A 25224-nucleotide genomic window follows, 5' to 3' on the forward strand; every position below is an offset into this window, starting at 1 on the left:
GGGAAGCGCGAAGCGCAAACTCAAAGCTGCGACGCGCCGCCATCGACGACCAGCTCCGTGCCGACGACGTACGACGATTCGTCGCTGGCGAGATAGAGCGCCGCGTATGCGATATCGTCGGCCTTGCCCATTCGGCCCGCCGGATTCGCTTCCGCGAATTCGGTCTTGCGGTCGCGCACCCATTCGTCAGGCTTGCCCCACTTCGAGAGCAGCGGCGTATCGATCGGGCCGGGCGCGATTGCGTTGAAACGGATTTTCCGGTCGAGAAATTCGTACGACCAACTGCGAGCCAACGATCGCACGGCAGCCTTCGCCGCCGCGGTCAGCGAGATGCCGTGCTTGCCGGTCTGCGCGACGAACGATGTATTTAGGATTACCGATGAACTTTCGCGCAGGTAAGGCAGCGCTGCTCGAAGCGTGTACACCACGCCCTTGACGTTGACGTCCATGATGTCGTCATAGAGCGTGTCGTCGATGTCGTCGACTGCGGACGGGAAGGCCCAGCCGGCATTGGCGAACACGACATCGAGACCGCCGAACGTCTCGTTGGCCTCGGCAGCAATCGCGCGCATGTCGTCGAGCGACCGCACGTCGCCCTTGAGCACGACCGCATGCTTGCCGAGCTCCGCCTTCACGCGTTCGAATACGGTCTCGTCGCGCCCCGTCACCGCGACGCGCGCACCTTCCGCAATGAACAGCTTCGCGGTGGCGAGACCGATGCCGCTGGTGCCACCGGTGATCAACGCCGACTTGTTCTCGAGCCTCATCTTCCGTTCCTTTTCATGTCCGTGATCGATCGGGCCGAATACGCGACGCGCGATGGCGTTTGCAGGCTGGTTCCGGCTTGATCGTCCAGGTGAAGTATGGAACGGGAGGCCGATGGCGCAAAGGTCGTATAACCCTCAAAAAACGCCATTCGGTGCAAACGGGCGCGACACACCGGACGACATCGTTCGCGGTACGTCGATGGCGGCACGCGGCACGGCATGCGCGTTCGAGCGGACTACGCGGACGCCCGCAGCGCGCGCTGCCCTGCCGCGAATGCAGCGCCCGCGAATAGCGTCAGCGCGGAATACACGAGCCCGCGTGCGAGCCCCGCACTGTCCGACACCCAACCGATCGCGACCGGCCCCGCGATCTGCCCGAACGCGAAGACCGTCGTGAATGCGCTGATGCCCTTCGCCCAGCCGTCGGGCGGCAGGTTGTGCCGCACGAAGGCCGTCGTGGAGGCAACCGCCGACAGGAACGTCGCGCCGAACAGCAAGCCCGACGCGAATGCGGCCGCCGGATGCACGAACAGCGCGGGCATCAGCGTCGCGACGCCGAGCAGCGCGTTGAGCACGGCGAGCGCCTGGCCGCCGCGCATCCGGTCGAGCAGCCCCGACCACAGCCGCGCCGACACGACGGTCGCGACGCCGAGCATCACGTAGAACGCGGCGACGACCGTGCCGCTCATCCCCGCACCACGCAGCAGCGCGACGATGAACGTCATGTAGCCGATATAGCCGACGCCGAACAGGCCGTAGCCGGCCAGCGCGAGTGAGAAGCGGGCGGGGCTCGCGGTCGCTGCCGGTTTCGCGCCGTCGCCCTGCCCGCCCGGCGCCGCATGTCCATGCTCGATGCGGCGCGCGGCCGACACGGCCACCGCCGAGAACAGCACGCACGCGACCGCGAGTGCGAACCACGCCGGCTGCCAGCCGTGTACACGGTGCACGAGCGTCGCCGGCACGAGCAGCGACGACGCGACGATGCCCCATCCGGTGCCGCCGTAATAGAGGCCGAGCAGCAGCCCTGCGTCGCGCGGCGCTGCGGATGCGAGCCGCGCGGCCAGCACGCCGCCGCTGATGAAGATCGACGCGCTGCCGATACCCGTCGCCAGCCGCTGCGCGAGCAGCGCGTGCATGTCCGACGTGAGCCCGCCCGCGGCCATCAGCACGGCGGTCAACACACAGCCGGCCGCGAGCAGCGTGCCCGCGCGCCAGCGGCGCGACAGCAGCGGAAAGGCAAGCGCACCGATCAGGTAGCCGGCCGCATTCGCCGTGTTCAGCGCGCCGGCCTGCGCGAACGTCCAGCCGAGATCGGCCTTCATCGGCGGCAGCAGCAGCGCATACGAAAAGCGCGCGAGGCCGAGCGCGATCGCGCTGCCGAGCGACAGACGGATTGCGAGCCGCCACGCGGCCATGCGGCCGGGATCGGTTGCGCCGGCGTCCGGCCGCGAGCGGCCGGCACGCTCCGGTTGCGGCACTGCGGGCATCGGGAGTGTCTCCATCGTTGTTCGATTCCGGGGCTTTCGCCGCCGTCGGTCGATCATACTTGAGCCGCCGTGAAGCCGGCATGCGCTGCCGGCAAAAACCCGTCAGCCGACGCTGGCACGCACTACCGCCCGAGTCCGGCCACGAATGCCTCGAACAGCGCGCGCCCTTCGGGCCACCCGCCCAACCCCGACGCCGCGTTCAGATGGCCGCGTGCGCCAAGCAGAAGCGGCGTCGCGCCCCGTTCCGCGACCCATTCCAGCGCGCGCCCCGACGGATCGTACGGATCGTCCGTGCTCGCGATCGCCAGCACCGGCATGCGCCCGAACCGACCGCTCGGCAGGTTCGCGAACGCGGCGGCGGCAACCGGAAAGCGCGGCCCTGCCGGATCGGGCACGGCCACGAGAAACGCGCCGCGCACCGGGCGCGCCGAAACCGCATGCCAATACGCGAACAACAAGCAGCCCAGCGAATGACCAATCACGAGCGGGGGCGCCGCCGCGCTCGCCACGGCCGCGTCCAGCGCCGCTGTCCAGTCGGCCAGGTCGGGCGCATCCCACGAAGCCGGCGCGATACGCGCGGCGCCGGGAAACATCGTCTCCCAATGACTCTGCCAATGATCCGCTCCCGAATTGCCGATACCCGGCACGATCACGATCGCCTGATCCATCACACCCTCCGTCAACGAAAAGCCAGAGTGTGACCACGCGCCGGCCGGCACGGAATGGCAAGTCATCGGTTATTGAGACAAAATGCCGATGAATCAACGGTACCGGAGGACCGTCATGCCGGATGAAGTACTGGATCGCCTGGATCTTGCGATCCTCGAAGCGCTGCAGGAGAACGCGCGAACGCCGCTATCGGAGGTTGGCAGGCGCATCGGGCTGTCGCAGCCCGCGACCTCGGAGCGCGTCAAGCGGCTGGAAGAACGCGGCATCATCGCCGGCTACGGCGCACGGATCGATCCGGCGGCGCTGGGGTTGGGCATGATGGCCATCATCCGGCTCAAAACGACTCACGAGCACATCAAACCGGCGCTGCGCACGTTCGCCGAGATGCCGCATGTCATCGAAGTCCACCGCATGACCGGCGACGACTGCTTTCTGCTGAAGGTGCTGGTGCCGACACCGGGCCAGCTCGAAACCCTCATCGACGCGATTGCCCGCTTCGGCGCGGTCACGACTTCGCTGGTGCTGCGCTCCGAACCGACCAAAGCGATCGGAAAGGCGTTGCTGGGATGACGTGCGGATAGGCTGCGTGACACATGAATCGGCGGACCGGTTCGAGCGTCAGGCGATCGCGCACGCGATTTTCGCGAATGACATAAAGCGCAGCAATCCGGGCAATTGAATTCAAATTAAAAATAACCGAATTGATTTCGTCGATCCGGATTTCTTCAAATAAAAAAATGATGCGCGATCTGTCGCTCGTTTTATCCGGTTTTTCCAATATTTGAACCGCAAATGACTCATGTTTAGCACGTCACGGCTAAAAACATTGCAACGCATTGCATTCGAAAAATCATCAGACTAATATCGACGCCACTCGTCCGGCATTCACGAAATCCCGAACGAGGAGCGGCAATATTTTTTGCCGCGCTTTCATGTTGAATCACTCATGTTCACCACAGGAGAATTGACATGCAGGAAACTCAGCAGATCGAATTGCTTGACTGGATGCAGGAAGACACGCACCCCGAGGCCGTCGACATGATGGTCGAGGACGCCGTGGTGCCGTTCGGCACCGCGCTCTGGCCGGTCTGAGCGGGCCACCCGTTCTCGCGGAAGGGCCGCGGCCCTTCCGCCGCTTCCGGAGATACGCATGCTGAACCTGCACCGCGCGCTCGGCTTTCACCCGGCGCTGCGCGACAAGCTGGCACGCGGCGAATCGGGAAAACTGCTGGTCGGCTACGACACCCGCAATCGCGACGTCGCGTTGCGCGCCTTTTCCGCCCTGCCCGACTCACTCGCCGCGACCACCCTCTGCCTCGAAAGCACCCCGCCCGCCGACATCGCCGCCGCGCTCGTCGACGCCGACCTGTTCGTGCTGCTGTACGACTCGTCGTGCCTGCCGACGCCGTCGCCGAGCGGGCCGCCGTTCCTCGCCGCGATCCGCCCCGCGATCGTCGAGCACTGGAGCAAGTCGGTTTTGTTCAAGGATTACGGCCCGCATCTCGACGAGGCGTTCGCCGAATCGCTCGACGACATCGCCGCACGCAACGGCCGGCTGATCGAGGCCGCCGCGCGCGCATCGCAGATCCGCTTCGTCGACGAAGCCGGCAACGCGCTGACGGGCTCGCTCGCGCCCGACCAGAAATGGACGAGCGTGGACGGCATGGGCAACCTCGACGTCGTGCCCGGCGAGATCGCGACGCACGTGACCGACCTCAACGGCTCGGTCGTATTCAGCGGCACGTTTCTCGGCACCGTGCCGTTCGCGATCAAGTACAAGGTGGCCGAGCGGCTCGCCACGCTGCATGTCGAACACAGCATGATCGTCGATTTCGACACCGACGATGCGGGCTTCCGGCGCGATTTCTCGACCTATCTCGATCGGCACGCGAATCACCGGCGGATCGAGGAATTCGGCATCGGCACGAACCTCGGCATACGCGGCCTGTACGGCCGCAACGCGGGGTTCGAGGAACGCCACCCGGGGCTGCATCTGGGGCTTGGCGGCGGCGAAAACGGCAGCCACCATCTCGACCTGATCTTCGCACGCGGCACGCTCGCGTTCGACGAACGGATCGTGTTCGACGGCACGTTCGCCGTCTGACTCAGCGGCGGATTGCTCAGGCTTCGGCGGCCGCCGCGTCGCCGAGCCACTTGAACATCACGAAGCAGTCGACGAAGCCGAGCCGCGCGTGACGATATGCGCGCGGCAACCGGCCGACGATCTCGAATCCCAGCTTCTGCCACAGCGCGACCGCGACCTCGTTCGTCGCAACCACCGAATTGAACTGCATCGCGAGAAAACCACGCTCGCGCGCCACCTGCTGCGAGTGCTCGCACATCAGGCGCGCGACGCCGCGTCCGCGCGCGGCCTCGCTCACCATGTAGCCGCAGTTGCTCACGTGCTTGCCGGGGCCGGCCGCGTTCGCCTTCAGGTAATACGAGCCGAGCACCACGCCGTCCTCCTCGGCGATCCACGTGCAGAGCGGCGCGTCGAGCCACAATGCGCGTGCCGCTTCCGGTGTCGGGTCGGGATCGAATGCGTAGGTTTCCTGAGCAGCGACGATGGCGCGGTAGGTCGGCAAGAAACGCGCGAAATCGTCGTCAGTCATCGGGCGGATGGTGATCATGCGGGGGCTCTCGTGAGGGTGATGTAGACGGGCAAGACGGCAAACGAGCGATCGTACCGCGATTCATCGCGGGTCGCGTGCTCTCAGCGCCGCGCTGCGCCGCACCGCGATACGCGCCCGGCGGCACGCCGTGTCAGCGCGTGGACGCCTGCGAAAAGCTGGACGGATCGCCGAAGCCGAGCCGCTCGGCCGCGGCGCGCGCCCCTTCATCGCACCATCGATACCGGCCGTTTGGCCGAATCGTCACGCGCCACACCGGATGAAAAAATGATCGTCGGCCGGGAAGCGAGCGCCATGCCCTGACATCCCGAGCCATGGAGACGCCGCATGCGCGTCGGCCACCCAGCCATTGCGATGCGACGTCTCACTCCATTTACTTATTTGTAGTTTATAAGTTACAATGCCTTCCAGGTTCGAACTGCTTCGCTATCAGCGCGACGACGGTCGCGAGCCTTTCACCGAATGGCTGAACGCCGTGCGTGACAAGCTCGCGCAGGCACGAATCCGCGAACGCCTGCGCCGTGTGCAGGCCGGCAATTTCGGCGACTGCGAGCCGGTCGGCGAAGGCGTGATCGAACTGCGCGTCCATGTCGGCGCCGGCTACCGCGTGTATTTCGGTCGGCACGGCAGCGCCTTGGTGTTGCTGCTGTCCGGCGGCGACAAGGCCAGTCAGTCCGACGACATCAGGCGCGCCAAGGAACACTGGTCGAACTGGAAACGGAGGCAAACATGAACAAGCTCAAAGGCGCGGTATCGCACCACGACGCGGAAGTCGCCGAACTCGGCGCCGATCGCGAGCTCGCGGTCGCCTATCTGCGCGTCGCGATGGAATCGCTCGACGATCCGGAGAACCGCGCGGCCGGGCTGCTCGCGCTGCGCACGGTCGCGGAAGCGTATGGCGGGCTCGGCGCCGTCGCGGCCGAGGCCGGCATCAGCCGCGAATCGCTGTATCGCACGCTGTCCCCGAGCGGCAACCCGACGCTGAAAACCCTGCTCGCGGTGCTCAAGACCGTCGGCCTGCGCCTGTCCGTCGTTCCCGCGCAGCCGTCGCACGCTTGAGGGCCGCACGTCACGCCCTGCCCATTCACGGCTTCACCATCCAGACCAGCAATATCTCGTCCGGCCCGGCCGTCGTCCCCGCCGGCGGATGCTCGATCCTAGGCTCGACCGCCAACGCGTGCGCAATCGCTGCCGCATCGTCGATCGTCGTCGTGTGCACGAGCGTCATCAGCCGCGCCGGCCGGCGCAGCGTTTCGCGATACAGCGCGCCGTACCACAGCGGCCGCATGCCGAGCGCATCCTGCAACACGTACGGATAACGCCACAACCGCAGCACGAAGCGGCTTTCCGGGTGGGCCGGATCGACGCGGACGAACACGCGCCGCGTGCTTTCGCCATGGGTATAGCGCGGCAGTACGGGCAGCGTGTCGACGGGCGCCTGCGGCGCCAGCCAGCGCAGCGCGGTGGCCGGCGACCACGGCGTCGCGCGCTGCCAGCCGGCCTGCGCGAGATGACGGACGAGCGTGTCCGACGTCGCGCTCCATTGCAGCGGCAGATATTCCTCGCGGTCGCCGCCGATCTCGGTGCGCCGCGTCGGCACGCGCTGCCACCCGCCGCGCAGCCACTGGTCGACGGTCATCGCGACCACATCGCCGACATGCGGACGCGCCGCGCGATCGCGCTGCCATTGCGCGGGCACCGTCCATACGCCGGCCGTCGCGAGCACGACGACGACTGCGACGAGCGCGCCTCGCGGCTGCACGTGCTCGCGCACGCGCCAGTACGCATGGGCGCCGGCGAGCAACGCGAACCACGCGAGCCCGAGGCTCCATCCACCCAGCAGGCCCGACAGCCAGGTATCGCCGACGTACAGCCGCGCGAAGCCGCCGAGCACGATCCACAGCACGACCGCCGTCACGACCGGAATGCGCCACAGCGCGGGCCGGTCGCGCGCGATCAGCCAGCCGAGGCCGCTGCTCGCGAGGATCGCGAAGGCGGCGTCGGCATCGGGCAGCGGCACGTGCAGCGCACCGGGCGGCAGGCTCGCGGGCGTCGCGCCGGGCACGCCCGGGCCGAACACCGGCACGAGCACGACGGCGACGCCGACCGTCGCGAGCCACCATGCGGCCGTCAGCCAGCAGCGATGGATCATCAGCCAGACGAGCAACGCGGCCGCGACGATCAGCCCCGTGTCGTGCCCATGCAGGATGGCGAGCGCACTCATCGCGGCGTCCGCGGGCGGCGTGCGCAGGTTCTGCAGGAACGCATACAGCGCGATGTCCGTATGCATCAGCGGATCGTTCGCGACGACGTCCTGCACGATCCCCGCGAACAGCCACACGCAGCCGATGAACAACAGCGCAAGCACGGGCACCGCGCCCGGCAACCCGCGCAGGTACGCGATGCCGTCGTGCAGCCGCGCGCCGAACCGCGGCCAGCGGCGCGCGCATGCATGCACGGCGTCGGCGAGCGCGCGGCACAACAACGGCCATCCGCGCCGCAGCGCGACGCGCACGCCGATCCACACGAGCGCGACCAGCGCAGCCACGACCAGCAGGATCGCGGCGACCCGCACGCTGATCGCCGCGGCGAGCGCGGCCGACGCGCCGAACAGGATGCCGGGTGCGATGTGGACAGGCGCCCACACGAGCGCCGAGATCACGTTGACCGGATAGAACGACCGGCGCGGCAGCGTCGCGCAGCCGACGACGACCGGCACGACCGCACGCACCGGCGCGAGAAAGCGCGCGAGCACGATGCTCTTCGTCCCGTGACGCAGCACGAACTCCTCGCCGCGCGCGTAGGCGCTCGCGTAGCCGAAGCGCGCCCACGCGTTGCGGATCATCCCGCGGTAACGTCGCCCGAGTTCGTAGCTGATCCCGTCGCCGATCACCGCGCCGACGGCCGCGACGCCGATCGTCGCCCATGCGTCGAGCGCGCCCGCGCCGATCAACGCACCGGCCGCGAACATCACGGCGCCGGCCGGCACGATCGTGCCGATCAGCGCGATCGCCTCGGCACAGGCAGCCACGAACACGATCGCCAGCACGAGCAGCGGATGCGCGCCGATCGCGCCGATCCACGCGTGGATCGTGTCGCTCATCGCATACTCCCGGACGGGGCGGCCCGGTGCGCGAACGGCGGGCCGGCAGGGGGATTGGAGACGTTCATCGCGACATGCGCACGCTCGCGCCGGTGGCGGGGTCAGGGATCAATCGAACTCGTGTTGCCGCGCGTCGGCCTCGAGCGGTGCGTCGTGGTAGCCGACCGTCGCGATCTCGTGCAGATAGCGCGCAAGAAACGCGCCGATCGAGCCGGCGGCCTCGTATTGATGCACGTGCCGGAATTCGTGCGTCAGCAGGCGGCGCGTGTCGTGCCCGCGCAGCACGTACACCGCGTGACCGAGCGTGAGGCCGATCGTCCCGGGCGACAGCAGCCCCGTGTCGCGGGCGATCGCAGCGAGCGTCTGCGTGTCGGGAAACGGCATGCGATCGACCGCCACCACGCGGATCCGGTCCGGTTGCACGACGCCCACCGTGCGCGCGTCGTCAGCTTGGGCCGGCGTCAGCGGCGCACCCAGCGCGAGCCCGCGCGCCGCCTCCGCTTCGGCCCATGCGACGGCGGCGGGCAGTGCGGACGGCAGGATATCGGCAAGGTCGATCATTGCGGGGCTCCTCGGTTCGCGCGGGTGGCATCGGGCACCAGTTTAGTCCCGAATCGGAACGGGTCGGGGGACGGCTCCCGTGATGCCGCGCCGGCCGCGATCTGGTACAGCGATCACCACGGAATACCCTGTTCGGATGCGCGTCGCACCGTACCCTTTCCCGGGGATTTCGCGAACGCGTACCGTTTTCGGGTTCGGAGGCACATATTGGTCAGAAGAACGGCCGCGGCGACAACCGGACGGCAACGCGCGTCATCCCGAAGAGGGTCGCTGGAAGATGATCAAGGTAATTCTGGCTGACGATCACGTGGTCATGCGGGACGGACTGCGTCACATCCAGAAAAGCGCGCAGTTGAACGATGCGAACGAACGGCTCGAACAGCGCGCTGCCGCGTGCACTGCGCAACTGAGCGCGTCGAACCGCGACCTGCGGCGCGAAGTCGAGGAGCGCGTGCGCGCGGAACGGGCGCTGCAGGCGTCGCGCGACGAGCTGCGCGGGATCGCCGCGATCAGCGCCAGCGCGCGCGAAGCCGAGCAGCGCCGCATCGCGCGCGAACTGCACGACGAACTGGCGCAGACGCTCGCGACGCTGAAGAACGATCTCGAATGGCTGATCGACCCGGCCCCATCAAGCCTGCGCCGCCACCATCCCGCGCTCCGACCGCGTCCACGCGACCAGCGCGCCGATGCCGAGCAGTGCGAGGCACACGATCGGCACGATCATCGGCCCGAACGCGGTGCCCGTCATCTTGCCCGCGAACGGCATCAGGTTCTGGCTGAAGAAGCCGCCGAGGTTGCCGATCGAGTTGATCGCCGCGACGCTCGCAGCCGCCCGCGCGCCGGTGAAATAGCGCGGCGGCATCGACCAGAAGCACGGGTACAACAGCGGAATGCACGCGCCGCCGAGCACGAGCGCGATGAAGCGCAGCGGTGTCGACGGCAGCACGAGGCTCAACAGGAAGCCGAGCGCGCCCAGCGCCGCGACGATCGCGATCGTACGCAGGATGCTCTTCGCGCGACGCAGCTTCGCCGGCAGCCACAGCAGCAGCAACACCGCGAGCGCCCACGGCAGCATGCTCAGGAACCCGTTCGTCGTGCTCGACACGCCGAACGATTTCACGAGCGTCGGCAGCCAGTACGTGACGCCGTACAGCGACGTCGACATCAGCATGTAGGTCGCCGCGAACAGCATCACGCGCGGATCGAGCAGCGCCTTCCACGGCTGACCGTGCTCGGCCTGTGCCGGCTTCTCACGCTCCAGCGCGGCCGCGACGATCTGCTTCTCGCGCTCGTCGAGGAACGGCGCTTCGCGGAACGACGCGGGCAGCACGCGAAACACGACGATCGCGACGATCACCGCCGGAATGCCCGTCGCGACGAACACCCACTGCCAGCCCGCCAGCCCCCACACGCCGTTCAGGCTCAGCAGCGCGCCGCCGACCAGCGAGCCGAGCATGTTCGCGAGCGCGCTGCCGAGCGTGAAGATGCCGAGCACCTTCGCGCGGTAGCTCTGCGGGAACCACAGCGTCAGGTAATAGATCACGCCCGGATAGAAGCCGGCCTCGGCGATGCCGAGCAGGAAGCGCAGCGAGCAGAACACGGGCATCGACGTCGTGAAGCCCATCAGCACCGTGATGAGCCCCCACGTCAGCATGATCCGCGCGAGCCACACGCGTGCGCCGTAGCGATGCAGCGCGAGCGTGCTCGGTACCTCGAACAGCAGGTAGCCGATGAAGAACAGCGACGACGCGAGCCCGAACGCGGCTTCCGTCATGCCGAGGCTGTGCACCATCTGCAGTTTCGCGAACCCGACGTTCTGCCGATCGATGAACGCGATCAGGAACATCACGACGAGGATAGGCATCAGGCGCCGCGCCATCTTCGACATGATGCGCCGTTCTTCGGCGGACGCGGGGTCCAGGGTATCGGTAGCGTTCACTTCAGGCTCCTTGCGTGAATCGGTTGCGTATCGGTTGTATATCGGTTGAAACGGCGTCGCGCGCGACGAACGCGCTGGCGTCGGGTGGTTCGATGCATGGCATCGGATCGCGGCAAACGCGGCTCAACCCGACCGGTAGTCGTCGAGCATCGGCGCGAACATCTCGTGCCACGCGCGCGGCTTCGCCTTGATCGTACCGGCCAGGTACAGGAATTCGACGTAGTCCATCAGCTGGTTCGGCAGCACCGAGAACCGCGTGTCGGGCGCGGCGAGCATTCGCATCACGTCGTCGTGCGACACGCCGACGCCCGACGACGCCGCGTAGAGCGCGGCCGCCGCGCGCGGGTCCTGCGCGATCAGGCGGTTCGCTTCGTCGAGCGCGCCGAGAAACGCGACGGCCAGCGCAGGCTGCGCATCGACGAGCCGCTTCGGCGCGAACACGACGTCGAGCGTCAGCGGGCCGAGCACGTCGACCGAACTCACGACGCGATGAATGCCCGGCTGCCGCAATTCGAGCGTCGAGAACGGCGGCGACGTGAAATGCGCGGTCACGCCGTTCTCGCGGCGGATCAGCGCCTGCATCGCCTGCGGATGCGGCAGGTTCACGGTGATCGAATCGAGCTGCGCGAAATGCCTGGCGCCAAGCTGCCGGCTCGCGACCATCTGCAGCACGACCGCCGACAGCGACGTGCGGATGCCCGGCACCGCGATCCGGTCCGACGGCGTGAAGTCGCGAAGCGACACGAGGCCCGGCCGGTTCGCGTTCAGCGACAGCGACGTAGTCGACAGCCCGCTGATGCCAATCACCTCGACGTTCGGAATGCCGCGCGCCCGCGCCCACAGTTCGATGAACCCCGGCGCGCCGGCGCCCGCGAAATCGAGCGTGCCGGCCATCATTGCGTCGTTGACGGAATTGCCGCCGTCGAGCAGCACCCATTCGACCGCGACGTCGCGCACGCCGTGGCGCGCCGCATGCCGCTCGAACAGCCGCTGCTTTTCCATCACGAGCAGCGGCAGGTACAGCACGCCATAGCCTTTCGAGATCCGCACCGTGCGCGGCTTCGCGCGCACCAGCGCCGGCGCGGCGAGCACGCCGAACCCGGCGGCGATCAGTGCGCGGCGGCGCGGCGACGCCGTCATGCGCGCGCCGCCGTGCGGCGCGCGGCCAGCGGCCACGCGCAGGCCGGCGTGGCGCCGCGGCGCGCGTTCGTCGTGCCCGTGACATGCTGCATGTTGCCGTCTCCTTGAATATTTCTGGTATTAATGCCGTCCTTGCATCCTGCTTCCGGCTCGACACAGGTTATCGACCGAGTCTGAGAAAATGCTGACATCCCGGCCCCGGGAAAACCCCTAATCCACCTACCTGCAAACGGCACCATGCGCATTCTCGTCGTGGAGGACGATGCCGAAATCGGCGCGGCGATCCGCAGCCGCCTGGCCCGGCTCGGCCACGCCGTCGATCTCGAAACCGACGGCGCGACCGCGAACGGGCTGCTACGCGTCGAGCGCTTCGATCTCGTCGTGCTCGATGCGAACCTGCCCGGCATGGATGGCTTCACCGTGCTGCGCAACCTGCGCGCGTCGGGCAGCACGACGCCCGTGCTGCTCGTCACCGCCCGCTCGGCGATCGACGACCGCGTGAGCGGCCTCGGCCTCGGCGCCGACGACTACCTCGTGAAGCCGTTCGACTATCGCGAACTCGACGCGCGCGTGCAAGCGCTCCTGCGCCGCAACAGCGGTCACGCAAACGACGTGCTGACGCTCGGCGGCCTCGTGATCGACCGCAGCAGCCGCCTCGCGGAACTCGACGGGCAGCCGCTGTCGCTGTCGCGCCAGGAATTCGCGCTGCTCGAAATCCTCGCGAGCCGACCGCAACGCATCTTCTCGAAGGAAGAACTGCTGAATCAGTTGTTCAGCTTCGGCAACGAACCGACCGCGAACGCGGTCGAGCAATACGTGACGCGCGTGCGCCGGAAGCTGCAGGGCAGCTCCGTCGAGATCCGCACCGCGCGCGGGATGGGGTATCAGATTGCCGCGCATTGACTGGTTCCCGAAGACGCTGTTCGGGCGCACGCTGCTGTTCATCGCGCTCGTCGTCGCGACCGGCGCGCTCGCGCTCGCGGCGATCGCGCGCTACTACGCGGGCGTCGCGGCCGAACGCGCGTACGACCAGTTGCTGGCGGGCGCGTCGATCCAGGTCGCGGAAAACCTCTATGTACAAGGCGGCGTGCTCGCGCTGAATCCGCCGGTCGCCGCGCTGTCGACGCTGTCGCGCTACGACCTCGTCTACTACAAGGTCGTCGATTCGCGCGGCGTGGTCGTGGCCGGCTACAACGATCTCGCGAGCGCCGCGACGCTCGCCGCCGCGAAGCAGGGCCCCGCGTTCGCGAATGCCGTCTACCAGGGGCACCCGATCCGCACCGCGACGATCGCCCGCTACATGCCCGAGGAAAGCACGCCGGGCTGGGCGCTCGTGACGGTTGCGCAGACAACCAACGCGCGCCAGCAGTTGACGAACGACATGAGCATCAAGGTGTGGACGCTGATCCTGCTGATGAGCGTGCTCGCGATCGGTGCGAGCGGCCTCGCGATCCGGCGCGGCCTGCGCCCACTCGCGCGGATCGGCACGATCATCGCCGCGCGCGACCCGGCCGACCTGCGGCCCGTGGCCGTCGATACGCCGAGCGAGATCGACGCGATCATCGGGTCGATCAACGGGCTGATGCGACGGCTCGCGGAGCGGATCAACGCGATGCAGCGCTTCATCGCCGACGCCGCCCACCAGATGCGCACGCCGCTCGCGCGGCTCGATGCACAGATCGAGCTGCTCGACGGCGAAGCCGATCCCGTGCGCCGTGCGGCGCGACTCGATGCGCTGCGCGCGACCTGTTCGGACGTCGGCCGGCTCACCGGTCAGTTGCTCAATCATGCGATGGTGATTCATCGCACCGAGGCCGTGCCGCTGCAACCCGTCGAACTCGTCGCGCTCGCGAAAGAGGTGCTGGGCCGTACGATTCCGCTCGCCGGCGAGCGCGACGTGGCCGTTGCGTTCGCGAGCGATGCGCCGCATGCATGGATCGACGGCGATGCGATCAGTCTTCAGGAAGCGCTGTCGAACGTGCTGCACAACGCGCTGCTGCACGGCCATGCGGACGACATCGTCGTGTCGGTCGCGACCATCGGCAACGCGGATCGGGCGGTGACGCTGACCGTCACCGACAACGGGCGCGGGATGCCGCGCGAGCACTGGGACGCGGCCCTGCAACCGTTCGTGCGGATCGCGCCGGACGGCAGCGAGCGCCGCACGGGGTCGGGGCTCGGGCTCGCGATCGTGCAGGAAGTGATGAAGGCGCACGGCGGGCGCGTGGGGTTCGCGTTTCCCGATACGGGCGGGTTCGCGGTGGTGTTGACGTTTCCGCGTGGTACCGGAACGGATGGCGACGGACATGCGGGCGAATTGCCCTGACGTACACACGTCTGAAGTTATCCAGCCGTACTGCAATGCGACATCCAATTTTTTCACTGCTCTCGATGATTCGCTAAACGAGTATGAAATCATCGCGATCTGAATCAAATATTCGAATTCGTCTTATTGCGTGTAGCCGTTTCGAACTGACATGATGCCGTTACCAATTCGCGCTGCCAGACGAGTGCGTGATAAACGCTCAAACATAGCGCCACCGTCTCTACATTGGTGACACATAGGTTCTGATTATGCGTAAAGCAGCCGTACGTGACGGCGATCCGACTACGACTCGCGGATCGGTGATCGCTCACGCGTCCTCCATCTATGATGGTAGGAAAAAGGTCGCATTGGACGGAGAAAAAGCAACCTGCGGCACTTGCAAGGGAGCATTCAAGATAGTCGCCACCGGGAAGGGTATCTCGGATAAAGGACGCAATGTCGCCGTCGATGGAGACATCGTGATGTGCCCTTGTGGGGATAACCGTGTCCTTGTCGGAAGCAATCCCGGCATTTTTCTGCGATCGAGCCGACGCTCATCGGATCTCCCAGACACGGCGGCCTTCAGGGAGGCAAGTTCGTCGTTCGGGGGCGCCGAATCGTTCAATGAGCGATTCGTGTTATGCGATCCGACCGGAGTAATTCTGTCTCATACCGCGTATGCCATGCAGTTCGAAAACGGCAGCCTCGTGTACGGCACGACGGATCACTCTGGACGTACCCAGCAAATCGAATCCGGACCGCAGCCAGAACGAATCAAACTGTACGTAGCAGGATAACCATGGGGAATCGCACACACATATCTCCGGATGGCGTGAAATATCGGCTGATCGCAATCGAGGAGACTACGCCTACCACGGACAAAGCCATCAAAAAGGTGATCGCCGACACGACAAGCGTCGAAGTCATCGTCAGCGATTCACGCCTGCGCAGTCGAGGTTCTCAATGGGGTCACGTGGCAATCGAAATTGACGGAATCGTGTATAGCCGCGCGCATGAAGAATACGTCAAGATCGACAAGCGTACCTACTTGCATGGTGGAATCGTGTCGCTGGCAAACGGCTCGATAAGAACCGGTGGAAATTTATGGCGGGATAACCTTGGTCTGATCGTGAGACTTTCGCCCGTTGAAAAAGAGAAGGTCCGGAAGGAACTCGAACGACGTGTCGCCGTTGATCGAGCGTTCAAAAGCACACACCCCCATTCCAGCACTTATAGTGTCTTCGACAACAGTTGCTCATCCAACGTCGCCGACGTGCTTGAATCGATCGGCATTCTCGCCCATGACCCACGCTGGCTGCCGACACCTGTGACACCAGCCGAATTACTGGCAGCGCTCGAAAAATCAAAGCGGCTGGCGAAGAAAAATCACTATCCGAAGCGCACAGATCAATGACCGTCCGCTACATCACCCTCGGGCTCGTGCAAATGCTGTTGATTGCAACCGCAGGCTGGCTCAGGCGCCTGGCTTGGCCAGACATCGACTTTCTCGACGGCCCCGGGGATTGGTCGCTCATCATACGATTATCCTTCTACTGCCTTGCAGGATGGCTCGCAACGGTAGTACTCGCAATCGCATTCGCCGTATCCGACAAGCGGAACCGATCGATGATCGTTTTGTTTCTCGTCGTCACGCTGCCCTCCGTCGAACTTCTGACCCTGCTGTCGTTCGCGTGGTGAGTACGGCTGCCCGGGAATACGAAACGCAGCCGAACGCGCGGCCGCACGGGCACGCGGACGACATCGCCATGTCGATAGCGATCTCGGGCAACGTCGACGATACCGTGACGCTGACCGCCACCGACGACGGCCCAGGCATTCCGCGCGAGCATTGGGACGCCGCTTTGCAGCCGTTCGTACGGATCGCACCGGACGGCAAGGAACGGCGCACCGGGTCGGGTTCGCCCCGCGGTCGTACAGGAAGCGATGAAACCGCACGGCGGACGCGTGGGGTTCGCCTTCCCTACACCGCCACCGCCTCCCCACCGAGATACGCATCGCGCACGCGCTCATCGTCGAGCAACGCCTTCGCCGGCCCTTCCAGCACGACGCGCCCCGTCTGCAGCACGTATCCGTAGTGCGCGATCTCCAGCGCGAGGCTCGCGTTCTGCTCGACCATGAACACCGTCACGCCCTGCCGGTTGATCGCGTCGATCAGTTCGAGCACTTTGTCGACGTAGAGCGGCGACAACCCCATCGTCGGTTCGTCCATGCAGATCAGTTTCGGCCGCGCCATCAGTGCGCGTGCCATCGCGAGCATCTGCTGCTCCCCGCCCGACAGCGTGCCCGCGCGCTGCGCGAGCCGCTCGCGCACACGCGGAAACAGCTCGAGCACGCGTTCGTAGTCGTCGGTCACCGCCGCGCGATCGCCACGCGTGTAAGCGCCCATCAGCAGGTTCTCGCGCACGCTCATGTCGCCGAACAGCCGCCGCGCCTCCGGCACGGCTGCGATCCCGCGCCGCACGCGCTGCGGCGTCGCGAGCGCCGTCACGTCGTCGCCGTCGAAACGCACGACGCCGCGTTTCGGCCGCATCAGCCCGAGAATCAGCTTCATCGTCGTCGACTTGCCGCTCGCGTTGCCGCCGAGCAGGCTGACGATCTGCCCGCGGCCGACTTCGACGTTCACGTCGAAATGCACCTGCACGGGCCCATAGAACGTGTCGAGGTGTTCGAGTTTCAGCAGCGCGTCCGTCATGGTCGTATCGGGTCTCGAAGAAAGTACGCTCATGCAGCCGCCTGCACGGCACGATCGGCCGACGGGCCGCCCGCATGACGGCGGCCGAGATAGGCCTCGATCACGCGCGGATCGTGTCGTACGTCGCGCGGCACGCCTTCGGCGATCTTCACGCCGTTGTCGAGCACCATCACACGGTCGGACACGCGCATCACGAGTTCGAGCTTGTGCTCGATCAGCAGGATCGTCAGGCCGCGCGCCTTCAGCGACCGGATCAGTTGCAGCATCTCGGCGGTCTCCGTCTCGTTCATCCCGGCCGTCGGCTCGTCGAGCAGCAGTAGGCGCGGATGCAGCGCGAGCGCGCGGCCGATCTCCACGCGCCGCCGGTTCGCATACGACAGGCTGTGTGCCGGATGATCGATGCGCGGCGTGAGCCGTTCACCGAACCCGGCGACGATCGCGCGCGCCTCCTCGCGCAGCTCGGCCTCCTCGCGCCGCACCGAAGCCGGCCGCACGAGCGCGCGCAGCACTTCGGCGGCCGCACCGAACACTGGCCAGCCGGGCCGCGCCGCACGCAGCCTCGCATGCGCGCCGATCAGCACGTTGTCCAGCACGCTCAGGTTGCCGAACACGCGGCCATGCTGGAACGTGCGCGCGATACCGAGCGCCGCGAGCCGTTCGGGCGCGATACCGGTGATGTCTCGGCCGTCGAACGTCACGCGGCCGACATCGGGCCGGTCGGCGCCCGCGATCAGGTTGAACAGCGTCGACTTGCCCGCGCCGTTCGGGCCGATCACGCTCAACAACTCGCCGTCCGAGAGCGTCAGGCTCGCGCCGTCGAGCGCGGTCACGCCGTCGAAACGGCGTGTGAGGCCTTGCACGTCGAGCAGGGGTCGAGTGGTCGTCATCGCATTGCTCCTCACACCGTGCCGAGCAGGCCCTGCGGCCGGAACCGGACGAGCAGCAGCAGCACGAGGCCGTAGATCAGCATCCGGTAGTCGGCCGCCCAACGGAACAGCTCGGGCAGCCCGATCAGCGCGATCGCGCCGACGATGCCGCCAAGCACGTTGCCAAGCCCGCCGAGGATCACCATCGTCAACGCGAGGATCGACACCTGCGAATCGAAGGTCTGGTGATTGATGTAGCTGTACAGGTGCGCGGCGATCCCGCCGCTCACGCCCGCCGCGACGCCGCCGACCGCGAACGCGATCGCCTTGTAGCGGTTCGGCGCGATGCCGTGCGCCCGCGCGGCGACGTCGTCCTCGCGCACCGCGCGCAGCGTGCGGCCCAGATGCGAATGCAGCAGCCGCACCTGCACGAGCGCAAACACGACGAGTACCGCGAACGTGAACCAGTACGCGGCGCGCGCGGTCGTCGCCCACGGCAACGGCGCGATGCCGGTGATGCCGAGCGGGCCGCGCGTCAAGCCGTCCCAGTTCAGGATCACGAGGCTCACCACTTCGCCGATGCCGAGCGTCGCGATCGACACGTAATGCCCGCGCAGCCGGAATGCCGGATAGACGAGCAGCGTGCCGAGCACGGCCGCGATCGCGCCCGCGCACGGAATCGTCACGGCCGGCGGCCAGCCGAGATCCGACGACAGCAGCGCCGACGCATACGCGCCGATCACAAGCAGCGCGGCGTGGCCGAGCGAGATCTGCCCGACCGTGCCCGCGACGAGCGTGAGGCTCAGCGCGAGCAACCCGTACAGCCACGCGTTGGTCAGCGTCTGCAGCACGTAAGGCGATGCGCCGAGCCATGGCAGCACGGCCGCCGCCGCGATCAGCACGACGAGCACCGGGCGCGGCACGCGCACGGCTTTCGCGGCGGCGAGGAAGGTGCCCGTCATCGGCTCCGGCGGCAGCGCGCGGTTCGCGCTGAACAAGCCGTTCGGCCGCCACACGAGGAACACGATCAGCAGTCCGAACGCGAACAGGTCGCGATAGCTGGTGCCGAACAGCGCGACGCCGTAGCTTTCGACGAGACCGAGCAGCAGGCTGCCGGCGATCGCGCCGGGCACGTTGCCGAGCCCGCCGATCAGCAGCGCGACGACGCCCTTCAGCGTCGCCTGGAAGCCCATCGCCGGATCGATGCTGTTGTAGTACATGCCGACCAGCAGCCCGCTCACGCCGCCGAGCGCGCACGCGATCGCGAACACGGTCTGGTTCACGCGGTCGACGTCGACGCCCATTTGCAGCGCCGCGTCGCGATCCTGCGCGGTCGCACGCACGGCCCAGCCGAGCCGCGTGAAGCGCAGGAAGCCGTACAGCAGCGCAGCCGCCGCGATGCCGATGCCCGCGATCAGCAGGTCGAGCGAGCCGAGGGTCGCGCCGGCGATCCGTACGTGCCAGTCGGGCAGCGGTGTCGGCACCGCGCGCGGGTCCGCGCTGAACGCGAGTTGCGCGAGCTGGTCGAGGATGAAGCTGATGCCGATCGTCGCGAGCAGCGGCGCGATGCGCGCGGCATGGCGCAGCGGCCGCAGCCCGATTCGCTCGATCGCGATGCCGAGTGCACCGCAGCCGACGATCACCGCCGCGAGCGCAAGCGGCAGCGGCAACCCGAAGCGCGTCAGGCACAGCCAGCCGATGAATGCGCCGACCATGTACACCGAGCCGTGCGCGAAGTTGATCAGGTGCGACACGCCGAAGATCAGCGCGAGCCCGACCGCGAGCAGCGCGTAGATGTTGCCGACGATGAGGCCGTTGAGCGTGTAGTCGAGCCAGGAAGCCATCACGATGCGTCCGTCAGGTGCAGGCGGTTCATGTCGGGTTCAGCGCGCCGCGAGCTGCGGCTTCGCGCCGTCCCACAGCGCCCACTGCCCCTGCTTCACGACCAGATACACGGTGCGCGCGCCCGCGACGCGGCGCGTCTGCGGATCGAAGCGCACCTTGCCGAAGATCACGCTCGGCACGTCGCTGACCTTCGCGAAGCCGTCGTGCGCGGCCTGGCGCGTCGTACCGTAGCGGCGCAGCACTTCCGCCGACAGGATCAGCGCATCGTAGGCACGCGCCACGAACGAATCGGGATCCGCGTGGAATTTCGCACGATAGCGCTGCACGAATGCCTGCACCTCGGGGCGCGGTTCGGCCGGAAAGAAGTTCGATTCCGTATAGACGCCGTCGACGGCCGTGCCGCCCAGTTCGAGGAACTTCGGCGAATACACGGAGCCCACCGCCGCGATCGGCAGCACGATGCCCGACGTGCGCGCCTGGCGCACGATCTGCGCGCCGTCCGCGTAGTACGAGATCAGCACGATCGAATCGGGCTTCGAGGCGCCGATCCGCACGAGCGTCGAGCGGAAATCCTTCTCCGCCGGCTGGTAGCCTTCGGCCGCGACGACCTGCGCGCCGAGCCCGGTCACCGCCTTCGCAAAGATGTCCTTGCTGGTGCGGCCCCAGTCGGTATTCAGGTACAGCACCGCGATCCGCTTGAAACCGAGCTCCTTCACCGCGTAGCGCGCGAGCAGCGGCTGCTCCTCGGCCTGGCTCAACGCGGTGCTCCACAGATAATCGCCGCCCTTCGTGAAATCCGGATGCGAATTCGTGAAGCCGAACTGCACCAACTGGCCGCGCTGGTAGATCGGCGACGCAGCCATCGACGTCGCGCTCGAGAAATCGCCGAGCTCGACCGCGATGCGCGGATCGGCGACGAACTTCTGCGCGATCGCCACCGCCTGGCGCGGGTCGCTGCGACTGTCCTGGAAGTCGATCGCGAGCGGCCGGCCGTGAATGCCGCCGCTGCCGTTGATCTCGTCGAGCGCGAGATCGAAACCGCGCTTCCACTGCTCGCCGTATTGCGCGTCCTGGCCCGTGAGCGGGCCGCTCACGCCGATCACCACCGGCTCGCCCGATACGCCGGCCGCGAGCGCGCCGCCCGTCGACAAGCCCCATGCCGCAGCGAGCGCCGCCACCGTGCCCAGCACGCGTCGCCATGCGCCGCGCGCGTCGTTCCCCGAAACATTCATGCGTCCCCCAGCTTCAGTCCGTCGAAAAGAGTGAGGGCATGTAACCATCCGGTTCAGGACGATCCAACGAAGTTTTGCGCATATCGATATCGCACGCGGCGCGAAGCAGGCGACGCTCGTGAACGGCCGTCTATCCGTCGTGCGTCGAGCGACGTGCAGACACCCACCGCATCGCGTTGATTCGATTGACGTTTCGTTCTCGTCACCCCCGTGCAACCGGCGCGCATGCGCATACGACCGGCCGCCGCGACAGTCGCGCGCTTCGCAGTTTTCCCGCTGTCGATAGCAAAAATCATTATATGAATCGCGCATGCTCGCACTCCTACAATGCGCAAATTGCATCATCGGAACGCGACATGGAGCTGCATCAACTCGAAGCCTTTTCCGCGGTCATGTCGGCCGGCAGCGTGACCGGCGCGGGCGAACTACTCGGTCGCTCGCAACCGGCCGTCACGCGGCAGATCCAGGAACTCGAAGCCGATCTCGGCTACGCGCTGTTCGACCGGCATGGCCCGCGCGTCACGCCGACGCGACGCGCGTTCCTGCTGTACGAGGAAGTCGAACGCTCGCTGGTCGGCCTGCGCGCGATCGAGGCGCGGGCGCGCGCGCTCGGCGACGAAACCGCCGAACCCGTACGCATCGCGGCCACGCCGTCGCTCGCGGCCACGCTCGTCCCGGCCGCGCTCGCCGCGCTGCCCGACAGTGCGCATGCGCCGCACTATCAGTTGCGCAGCGAATCGGCCGAGCATGTCGTGCACGAGGTGCTGGCCGGCACGGCCGATGTCGGCGTGCTCACGCTGCCGATGGCGCATGCCGGGCTCGACGTGCAGTGGATCGCGCAGACACCGTGCGTTGCCGTGCTGCCCGCCGGCGACCCGCTCGCGGCAAAGCCGCGCGTCATGCTGCGCGACCTCGCGCGGCGCCGCATCGTGACGGTCGCGAATCGCCACCGGTTGCGCCAGCGGATCGACGCGGCGTTCGCCGCCGCGCGCGTCGATGCGCGCGTATTCATCGAAACCAATGCGTCGCTGAATGCGGTCATGGCCGCGCGCGCGGGCATCGGGATCGGCATCGTCGATCCGGCCACGGGCGTCGCGCTGCCGGTCGACGGCGTCGTCGCGCGCCCGCTCGACGTCGACATCCCGTTCGCATTCGGCGTCGCAACACCGGCCGGCAAGGCGCGCACGGCGGCCGTCGATGCGCTGCTCGACGCGCTGCATCGCACGACGCGCGCGCTGCTCGACGACGTGATCTTTCACGACGCCGCCGCGCATGACGCGCTGCTGCGCGGCGACCGGCTGCGCACCGATCGCGCAACGCGCCCGCCTCGCCCGACACGTACCCGCCGCGTGCGCCCGGAGGCCGCATGACGACCCAGCTCGACGCACTCGAAGCGCGGCTCGCGCAGGACCTGCGCTGGCTCGACCTGCCCGCGCCGTCGTGGGTGCCGCCGCGCGAAGCGGACGGCGCGCGCGTGCTCGACGTCGCAATCGTCGGCGGCGGCATGGCCGGGCTTGCGGCCTCCGCCGAGCTGCGCCTGCTCGGCATCGACAACCAGTGCGTGATCGACCGCGCGCCGGCCGGTTACGAAGGCCCATGGCTGACCTTCGCGCGGATGGAGACGCTGCGTTCGCCGAAGCAGCTCGCGGGCCCCGCGCTCGGCCTGCCAGCGCTGACGTTCCGCGCATGGTACGAAGCGCAATACGGCCGCGACGCATGGGACGCGCTCTACAAGATCCCGCGCCCGCAATGGATGGACTACCTGCGCTGGTATCGGCGCGTGCTCGACCTGCAAGTACGCAACGACACGACGCTCGTCGCGCTGCGCCCGCGCGACGACGGGCTGCTCGCGCTCGACGTGCGCGGCAACGGCGAAGCGCAGACGCTGCTCGCGCGGCACGTCGTGCTCGCGACCGGCCGCGACGGGCTCGGCGGTCCGTACGTGCCGCCCGTCGCGCAACGCGTGCCGCGCACGCGCTGGGCCCATTCGTCCGAGCCGATCGACTTCGCCGCGCTCGCGGGCAAGCGCGTCGGCGTGGTCGGCGCGGGCGCGTCCGCGTTCGACAACGCGGGCACCGCGCTCGAAGCCGGCGCCGCCCGCGTCGACCTGTTCTTCCGCCGCGCGGAAATTCCGCGCATCAACAAGCTGACGGGCATCGGCAGCCCGGGGCTCGTGCACGGCTACGCGGATCTCGACGACGCGACGAAGTGGCGCTTCATGCACTACGCGCTGACGTCGCAAACGCCGCCGCCGCGCGACAGCGTGCTGCGCGTGTCGCGCCACGGCCATGCGCATTTCCATGCGGGCAGCCCGATCGAAACGCTCGCCGACCATGCGGACGGGCTGGAAGTGACGACATCGCGCGGCCGCTACACGGTCGACTTCCTGATCTTCGCGACGGGCTTTCATTCGGACTGGACGACGCGCGAGGAATTCGCGTCGTTCGGCGCACACGTGCGGCGCTGGAAGGATCGCTATCGACCGGAACCGGCGCTGTGGCTCGACGAGCTCGCCGAGTCGCCCGATCTCGGCCCCGCGTTCGCGTTCCAGGAGCGCGAGCGCGGTGCCTGCCCGGCCGTCACGCGAATCCATTGCTTCAACCATGCGGCGAGCCTGAGCCACGGCAAGCTGTCCGGCGATATCCCGGCCATCAGCGCGGGCGCGCAGCGGCTGGCACGCGGCATCGCGAGTCAGTTGTTCGATGCCGATCGCGACCGCCACTACGACGCGCTCGTCGCCTACGCGAATGCGGAGTTGCAGGGCGACGAATGGCGCGACGCCGACGCCCTCGATCACTTTGACGACGAAGGAAAACCGAAACGATGACTGACTCCATCACGCCGGCCGCCGTGCCGGATACGATCGACGCGGCAGCCGGCCTGCGGGAAAACGACGCCGTCGCCACGCTACGCCGCGCCCGCGACAAGGTGCTGCTGCCGACGCAACTGAGCGAAGCCGCGCTGTTCGATCCCGCGTTGCCCGATCTTTCGCTGATCGAGCGGCTGCATGCGGCACGGTATGTCGCGCGGCAGTCGAATGCGCACGCGCTGGCCGACCTCTATCGCACGCGGCTGCTCGACGCGGGCGGTACGCTCGACGACATCGACCGGGCGGATGCCGATGCGTTCGACGCGCTACCTCGACGCCTCGGCGCAACCCTCTTGCACGCGAAACGCCTGACGCACGCCCCGGCCAACGCGCGCGCATCCGATCTCGACACGTTGAAGTCGGCCGGACTCACGACGCCCGCGATCGTCGCGCTGTCGCAACTCGTCGCGTTCGTCGCGTATCAGTTGCGCGTCGCTGCTGCCGCGCAGGCACTTCAGGCACGTGCCGCGAAGGAGGCCGCATGACGACTGCCGCCCACGGCTTCACGTCCGATACGCTCGGCTGGCGCGCCTGGCTCGACACGGTGCCGCTCGACGCGGCGACGCCCGATCAGCTCGCGGTGCTCGAAGCGAGCCACCCGCAAGCGAAAACGTCCGACTATTACCTGTTGCTCGTCCATCTTCCCGACATCCTGCGGCACCGCTCGGGCGTGTTCAACGCGATCATGTACGGCTCCGGCGGGCTGTCGCGCGCGGAGCGCGAACTGGCGAGCACGGCCGTATCGCGCGTGAACGGCTGCGTGTACTGCGCGTCGGTGCATGCGCAGCGCTTCGCGCAGCTCGCGAAACGCACCGATGCGATCGAACAGGTGTTCGACGATCCGGCGACGGCCGGCACGACGGCGCGCGAACGCGCGATCGTCCGCTATGCGATCGCGTTGACCGAACGGCCCGACGCGATCGGCGAGCACGACATCGCGGCGCTCGAAGCCGAAGGGTTGACGCACGAGGAGATTCTCGACCTGTCGCACGCCATCGCGATCTTCGCGTGGGCGAACCGGTTGATGCTTACGCTCGGCGAGCCGGTGTTCCCGGCACCGGAGGCCGATGCTTGAGCGCACGGAAGGACGTGGCGCGG

Annotated in this window: 26 protein-coding genes and 2 pseudogenes; 16 read left to right on the top strand and 12 right to left on the bottom strand. The window is 67.5% G+C overall.

All coding sequences use genetic code 11. From position 1 onward, the window contains the following. Window positions 1-20 precede the first annotated feature (20 nt). The 3 genes from WS61_RS24345 to WS61_RS24355 all read right to left on the bottom strand — a co-directional run bounded on the left by WS61_RS24345 (window position 21) and on the right by WS61_RS24355 (window position 2922). Window positions 21-767, bottom strand: coding sequence for an SDR family oxidoreductase (locus WS61_RS24345; RefSeq protein ID WP_059504243.1), 747 nt, complete (start codon window positions 765-767; stop codon window positions 21-23). A gap of 236 nt (window positions 768-1003) precedes the next feature. Then, window positions 1004-2254 carry a YbfB/YjiJ family MFS transporter gene (locus tag WS61_RS24350; RefSeq protein ID WP_059504244.1) on the bottom strand — a complete coding sequence of 417 codons (1251 nt, stop codon included), beginning with the start codon at window positions 2252-2254 and terminating at the stop codon, window positions 1004-1006. A gap of 122 nt (window positions 2255-2376) precedes the next feature. Beyond that, the gene (locus tag WS61_RS24355; RefSeq protein ID WP_059504246.1) at window positions 2377-2922 is read right to left on the bottom strand and encodes an alpha/beta hydrolase; all 546 of its coding nucleotides are present in this window, start codon (window positions 2920-2922) and stop codon (window positions 2377-2379) included. A gap of 115 nt (window positions 2923-3037) precedes the next feature. Here WS61_RS24355 and WS61_RS24360 point away from each other — a divergent pair, with 115 nt between their 5' ends. The 3 genes from WS61_RS24360 to WS61_RS24370 all read left to right on the top strand — a co-directional run bounded on the left by WS61_RS24360 (window position 3038) and on the right by WS61_RS24370 (window position 5027). Continuing rightward, entirely contained in the window at window positions 3038-3493 is a 456-nt protein-coding gene (locus WS61_RS24360; protein WP_059504248.1) for an Lrp/AsnC family transcriptional regulator, read from the top strand. A gap of 399 nt (window positions 3494-3892) precedes the next feature. After that, on the top strand, window positions 3893-4015 hold the full coding sequence (locus WS61_RS35810; RefSeq protein WP_006479692.1) for a hypothetical protein: 123 nt from the start codon (window positions 3893-3895) through the stop codon (window positions 4013-4015). 58 nt (window positions 4016-4073) lie between these two features. Further along, a complete protein-coding gene (locus WS61_RS24370; RefSeq protein ID WP_059504250.1) occupies window positions 4074-5027 on the top strand; it encodes a hypothetical protein in 954 nt (317 codons plus the stop codon). Between the two features lie 16 nt (window positions 5028-5043). On the opposite strand, the gene WS61_RS24375 is transcribed toward WS61_RS24370, so the two are convergent. Next, a complete protein-coding gene (locus WS61_RS24375) occupies window positions 5044-5553 on the bottom strand; it encodes a GNAT family N-acetyltransferase (RefSeq protein ID WP_059504251.1) in 510 nt (169 codons plus the stop codon). 400 nt (window positions 5554-5953) lie between these two features. Between WS61_RS24375 and WS61_RS24380 the strand changes: the two genes are divergently transcribed. Together WS61_RS24380 and WS61_RS24385 are read left to right on the top strand one after the other, a co-directional pair. Beyond that, window positions 5954-6286, top strand: coding sequence for a type II toxin-antitoxin system RelE/ParE family toxin (locus tag WS61_RS24380; RefSeq protein ID WP_059504252.1), 333 nt, complete (start codon window positions 5954-5956; stop codon window positions 6284-6286). Beyond that, window positions 6283-6612, top strand: a complete 330-nt coding sequence (locus WS61_RS24385; RefSeq protein WP_034205450.1) for a DNA-binding protein — start codon at window positions 6283-6285, stop codon at window positions 6610-6612. The genes WS61_RS24380 and WS61_RS24385 overlap by 4 nt, the downstream gene beginning before the upstream one ends. Before the next feature lie 25 nt (window positions 6613-6637). On the opposite strand, the gene WS61_RS24390 is transcribed toward WS61_RS24385, so the two are convergent. Together WS61_RS24390 and WS61_RS24395 are read right to left on the bottom strand one after the other, a co-directional pair. Beyond that, the gene (locus WS61_RS24390; RefSeq protein ID WP_059504253.1) at window positions 6638-8656 is read right to left on the bottom strand and encodes a VTT domain-containing protein; all 2019 of its coding nucleotides are present in this window, start codon (window positions 8654-8656) and stop codon (window positions 6638-6640) included. A 108-nt stretch (window positions 8657-8764) separates the two neighbouring features. After that, the gene (locus WS61_RS24395) at window positions 8765-9217 is read right to left on the bottom strand and encodes a hypothetical protein (RefSeq protein ID WP_059504254.1); all 453 of its coding nucleotides are present in this window, start codon (window positions 9215-9217) and stop codon (window positions 8765-8767) included. Between the two features lie 334 nt (window positions 9218-9551). Here WS61_RS24395 and WS61_RS35815 point away from each other — a divergent pair. Beyond that, a pseudogene (locus tag WS61_RS35815) lies at window positions 9552-9845 on the top strand (histidine kinase); the annotation flags it as partial. On the opposite strand, the gene WS61_RS24405 reads toward WS61_RS35815, so the two are convergent. Further along, a complete protein-coding gene (locus tag WS61_RS24405; RefSeq protein WP_059504257.1) occupies window positions 9846-11156 on the bottom strand; it encodes an MFS transporter in 1311 nt (436 codons plus the stop codon). It lies immediately after the preceding pseudogene. 123 nt (window positions 11157-11279) lie between these two features. Next, window positions 11280-12296, bottom strand: coding sequence for an ABC transporter substrate-binding protein (locus WS61_RS24410; RefSeq protein WP_059504368.1), 1017 nt, complete (start codon window positions 12294-12296; stop codon window positions 11280-11282). Window positions 12297-12533: 237 nt separating this feature from the next. Here WS61_RS24410 and WS61_RS24415 point away from each other — a divergent pair, with 237 nt between their 5' ends. From WS61_RS24415 to WS61_RS35820, 6 genes and pseudogenes are all read left to right on the top strand, one after another. Beyond that, entirely contained in the window at window positions 12534-13199 is a 666-nt protein-coding gene (locus WS61_RS24415) for a response regulator transcription factor (protein WP_027782307.1), read from the top strand. Next, window positions 13186-14622, top strand: coding sequence for a sensor histidine kinase (locus WS61_RS24420; protein ID WP_059504260.1), 1437 nt, complete (start codon window positions 13186-13188; stop codon window positions 14620-14622). The genes WS61_RS24415 and WS61_RS24420 overlap by 14 nt, the downstream gene beginning before the upstream one ends. A 248-nt stretch (window positions 14623-14870) precedes the next feature. Next, on the top strand, window positions 14871-15398 hold the full coding sequence (locus WS61_RS34185) for a PAAR domain-containing protein (RefSeq protein WP_082741979.1): 528 nt from the start codon (window positions 14871-14873) through the stop codon (window positions 15396-15398). Window positions 15399-15400: 2 nt separating this feature from the next. Next, window positions 15401-16015, top strand: a complete 615-nt coding sequence (locus WS61_RS34190; protein WP_082741980.1) for a hypothetical protein — start codon at window positions 15401-15403, stop codon at window positions 16013-16015. Continuing rightward, complete coding sequence (locus WS61_RS24425; RefSeq protein WP_059504262.1) at window positions 16012-16299, top strand: hypothetical protein; 288 nt, start codon at window positions 16012-16014, stop codon at window positions 16297-16299. Before WS61_RS34190 ends, WS61_RS24425 begins: the two co-directional genes overlap by 4 nt. A gap of 32 nt (window positions 16300-16331) precedes the next feature. Further along, a pseudogene (locus WS61_RS35820) lies at window positions 16332-16584 on the top strand (ATP-binding protein); the annotation flags it as partial. On the opposite strand, the gene WS61_RS24430 reads toward WS61_RS35820, so the two are convergent. From WS61_RS24430 to WS61_RS24445, 4 genes are read right to left on the bottom strand one after another with little or no spacing between them, the layout of a single operon-like run. Continuing rightward, window positions 16583-17347: an ABC transporter ATP-binding protein gene (locus tag WS61_RS24430; protein ID WP_059504264.1), complete on the bottom strand. Its 765-nt coding sequence runs from the start codon at window positions 17345-17347 to the stop codon at window positions 16583-16585. The pseudogene WS61_RS35820 and the gene WS61_RS24430 sit on opposite strands and share 2 nt — an antisense overlap. After that, on the bottom strand, window positions 17344-18201 hold the full coding sequence (locus tag WS61_RS24435; protein WP_059504371.1) for an ABC transporter ATP-binding protein: 858 nt from the start codon (window positions 18199-18201) through the stop codon (window positions 17344-17346). Before WS61_RS24435 ends, WS61_RS24430 begins: the two co-directional genes overlap by 4 nt. 11 nt (window positions 18202-18212) lie before the next feature. Further along, entirely contained in the window at window positions 18213-20024 is a 1812-nt protein-coding gene (locus WS61_RS24440; RefSeq protein WP_059504266.1) for an ABC transporter permease, read from the bottom strand. A gap of 39 nt (window positions 20025-20063) precedes the next feature. Continuing rightward, window positions 20064-21257: an ABC transporter substrate-binding protein gene (locus WS61_RS24445; protein WP_059504268.1), complete on the bottom strand. Its 1194-nt coding sequence runs from the start codon at window positions 21255-21257 to the stop codon at window positions 20064-20066. A 356-nt stretch (window positions 21258-21613) separates the two neighbouring features. Here WS61_RS24445 and WS61_RS24450 point away from each other — a divergent pair, with 356 nt between their 5' ends. From WS61_RS24450 to WS61_RS24465, 4 genes are read left to right on the top strand one after another with little or no spacing between them, the layout of a single operon-like run. After that, a complete protein-coding gene (locus tag WS61_RS24450; RefSeq protein WP_059504270.1) occupies window positions 21614-22627 on the top strand; it encodes a LysR family transcriptional regulator in 1014 nt (337 codons plus the stop codon). Next, the gene (locus tag WS61_RS24455; RefSeq protein ID WP_059504272.1) at window positions 22624-24084 is read left to right on the top strand and encodes an NAD(P)-binding domain-containing protein; all 1461 of its coding nucleotides are present in this window, start codon (window positions 22624-22626) and stop codon (window positions 24082-24084) included. The genes WS61_RS24450 and WS61_RS24455 overlap by 4 nt, the downstream gene beginning before the upstream one ends. Next, on the top strand, window positions 24081-24611 hold the full coding sequence (locus tag WS61_RS24460) for a CMD domain-containing protein (protein WP_059504274.1): 531 nt from the start codon (window positions 24081-24083) through the stop codon (window positions 24609-24611). The genes WS61_RS24455 and WS61_RS24460 overlap by 4 nt, the downstream gene beginning before the upstream one ends. Further along, complete coding sequence (locus WS61_RS24465) at window positions 24608-25201, top strand: peroxidase-related enzyme (RefSeq protein WP_059504276.1); 594 nt, start codon at window positions 24608-24610, stop codon at window positions 25199-25201. Before WS61_RS24460 ends, WS61_RS24465 begins: the two co-directional genes overlap by 4 nt. The last annotated feature ends 23 nt before the right edge of the window (window positions 25202-25224 follow it).

Origin of the sequence: Burkholderia sp. ABCPW 11 (genome assembly GCF_001523445.1) — a bacterium.
Taxonomy (GTDB): Bacteria; Pseudomonadota; Gammaproteobacteria; order Burkholderiales; family Burkholderiaceae; genus Burkholderia.

Coding starts and splice junctions, on each gene's coding strand:
- WS61_RS24345 (WP_059504243.1), bottom strand. CDS start 767: ATGAGGCTCGAGAACAAGTCGGCGTTGATCACCGGTGGCACCAGCGGC.
- WS61_RS24350 (WP_059504244.1), bottom strand. CDS start 2,254: ATGCCCGCAGTGCCGCAACCGGAGCGTGCCGGCCGCTCGCGGCCGGAC.
- WS61_RS24355 (WP_059504246.1), bottom strand. CDS start 2,922: ATGGATCAGGCGATCGTGATCGTGCCGGGTATCGGCAATTCGGGAGCG.
- WS61_RS24360 (WP_059504248.1), top strand. CDS start 3,038: ATGCCGGATGAAGTACTGGATCGCCTGGATCTTGCGATCCTCGAAGCG.
- WS61_RS35810 (WP_006479692.1), top strand. CDS start 3,893: ATGCAGGAAACTCAGCAGATCGAATTGCTTGACTGGATGCAGGAAGAC.
- WS61_RS24370 (WP_059504250.1), top strand. CDS start 4,074: ATGCTGAACCTGCACCGCGCGCTCGGCTTTCACCCGGCGCTGCGCGAC.
- WS61_RS24375 (WP_059504251.1), bottom strand. CDS start 5,553: ATGATCACCATCCGCCCGATGACTGACGACGATTTCGCGCGTTTCTTG.
- WS61_RS24380 (WP_059504252.1), top strand. CDS start 5,954: ATGCCTTCCAGGTTCGAACTGCTTCGCTATCAGCGCGACGACGGTCGC.
- WS61_RS24385 (WP_034205450.1), top strand. CDS start 6,283: ATGAACAAGCTCAAAGGCGCGGTATCGCACCACGACGCGGAAGTCGCC.
- WS61_RS24390 (WP_059504253.1), bottom strand. CDS start 8,656: ATGAGCGACACGATCCACGCGTGGATCGGCGCGATCGGCGCGCATCCG.
- WS61_RS24395 (WP_059504254.1), bottom strand. CDS start 9,217: ATGATCGACCTTGCCGATATCCTGCCGTCCGCACTGCCCGCCGCCGTC.
- WS61_RS24410 (WP_059504368.1), bottom strand. CDS start 12,296: ATGACGGCGTCGCCGCGCCGCCGCGCACTGATCGCCGCCGGGTTCGGC.
- WS61_RS24415 (WP_027782307.1), top strand. CDS start 12,534: ATGCGCATTCTCGTCGTGGAGGACGATGCCGAAATCGGCGCGGCGATC.
- WS61_RS34185 (WP_082741979.1), top strand. CDS start 14,871: ATGCGTAAAGCAGCCGTACGTGACGGCGATCCGACTACGACTCGCGGA.
- WS61_RS34190 (WP_082741980.1), top strand. CDS start 15,401: ATGGGGAATCGCACACACATATCTCCGGATGGCGTGAAATATCGGCTG.
- WS61_RS24425 (WP_059504262.1), top strand. CDS start 16,012: ATGACCGTCCGCTACATCACCCTCGGGCTCGTGCAAATGCTGTTGATT.
- WS61_RS24430 (WP_059504264.1), bottom strand. CDS start 17,347: ATGAGCGTACTTTCTTCGAGACCCGATACGACCATGACGGACGCGCTG.
- WS61_RS24435 (WP_059504371.1), bottom strand. CDS start 18,201: ATGACGACCACTCGACCCCTGCTCGACGTGCAAGGCCTCACACGCCGT.
- WS61_RS24440 (WP_059504266.1), bottom strand. CDS start 20,024: ATGGCTTCCTGGCTCGACTACACGCTCAACGGCCTCATCGTCGGCAAC.
- WS61_RS24445 (WP_059504268.1), bottom strand. CDS start 21,257: ATGAATGTTTCGGGGAACGACGCGCGCGGCGCATGGCGACGCGTGCTG.
- WS61_RS24450 (WP_059504270.1), top strand. CDS start 21,614: ATGGAGCTGCATCAACTCGAAGCCTTTTCCGCGGTCATGTCGGCCGGC.
- WS61_RS24455 (WP_059504272.1), top strand. CDS start 22,624: ATGACGACCCAGCTCGACGCACTCGAAGCGCGGCTCGCGCAGGACCTG.
- WS61_RS24460 (WP_059504274.1), top strand. CDS start 24,081: ATGACTGACTCCATCACGCCGGCCGCCGTGCCGGATACGATCGACGCG.
- WS61_RS24465 (WP_059504276.1), top strand. CDS start 24,608: ATGACGACTGCCGCCCACGGCTTCACGTCCGATACGCTCGGCTGGCGC.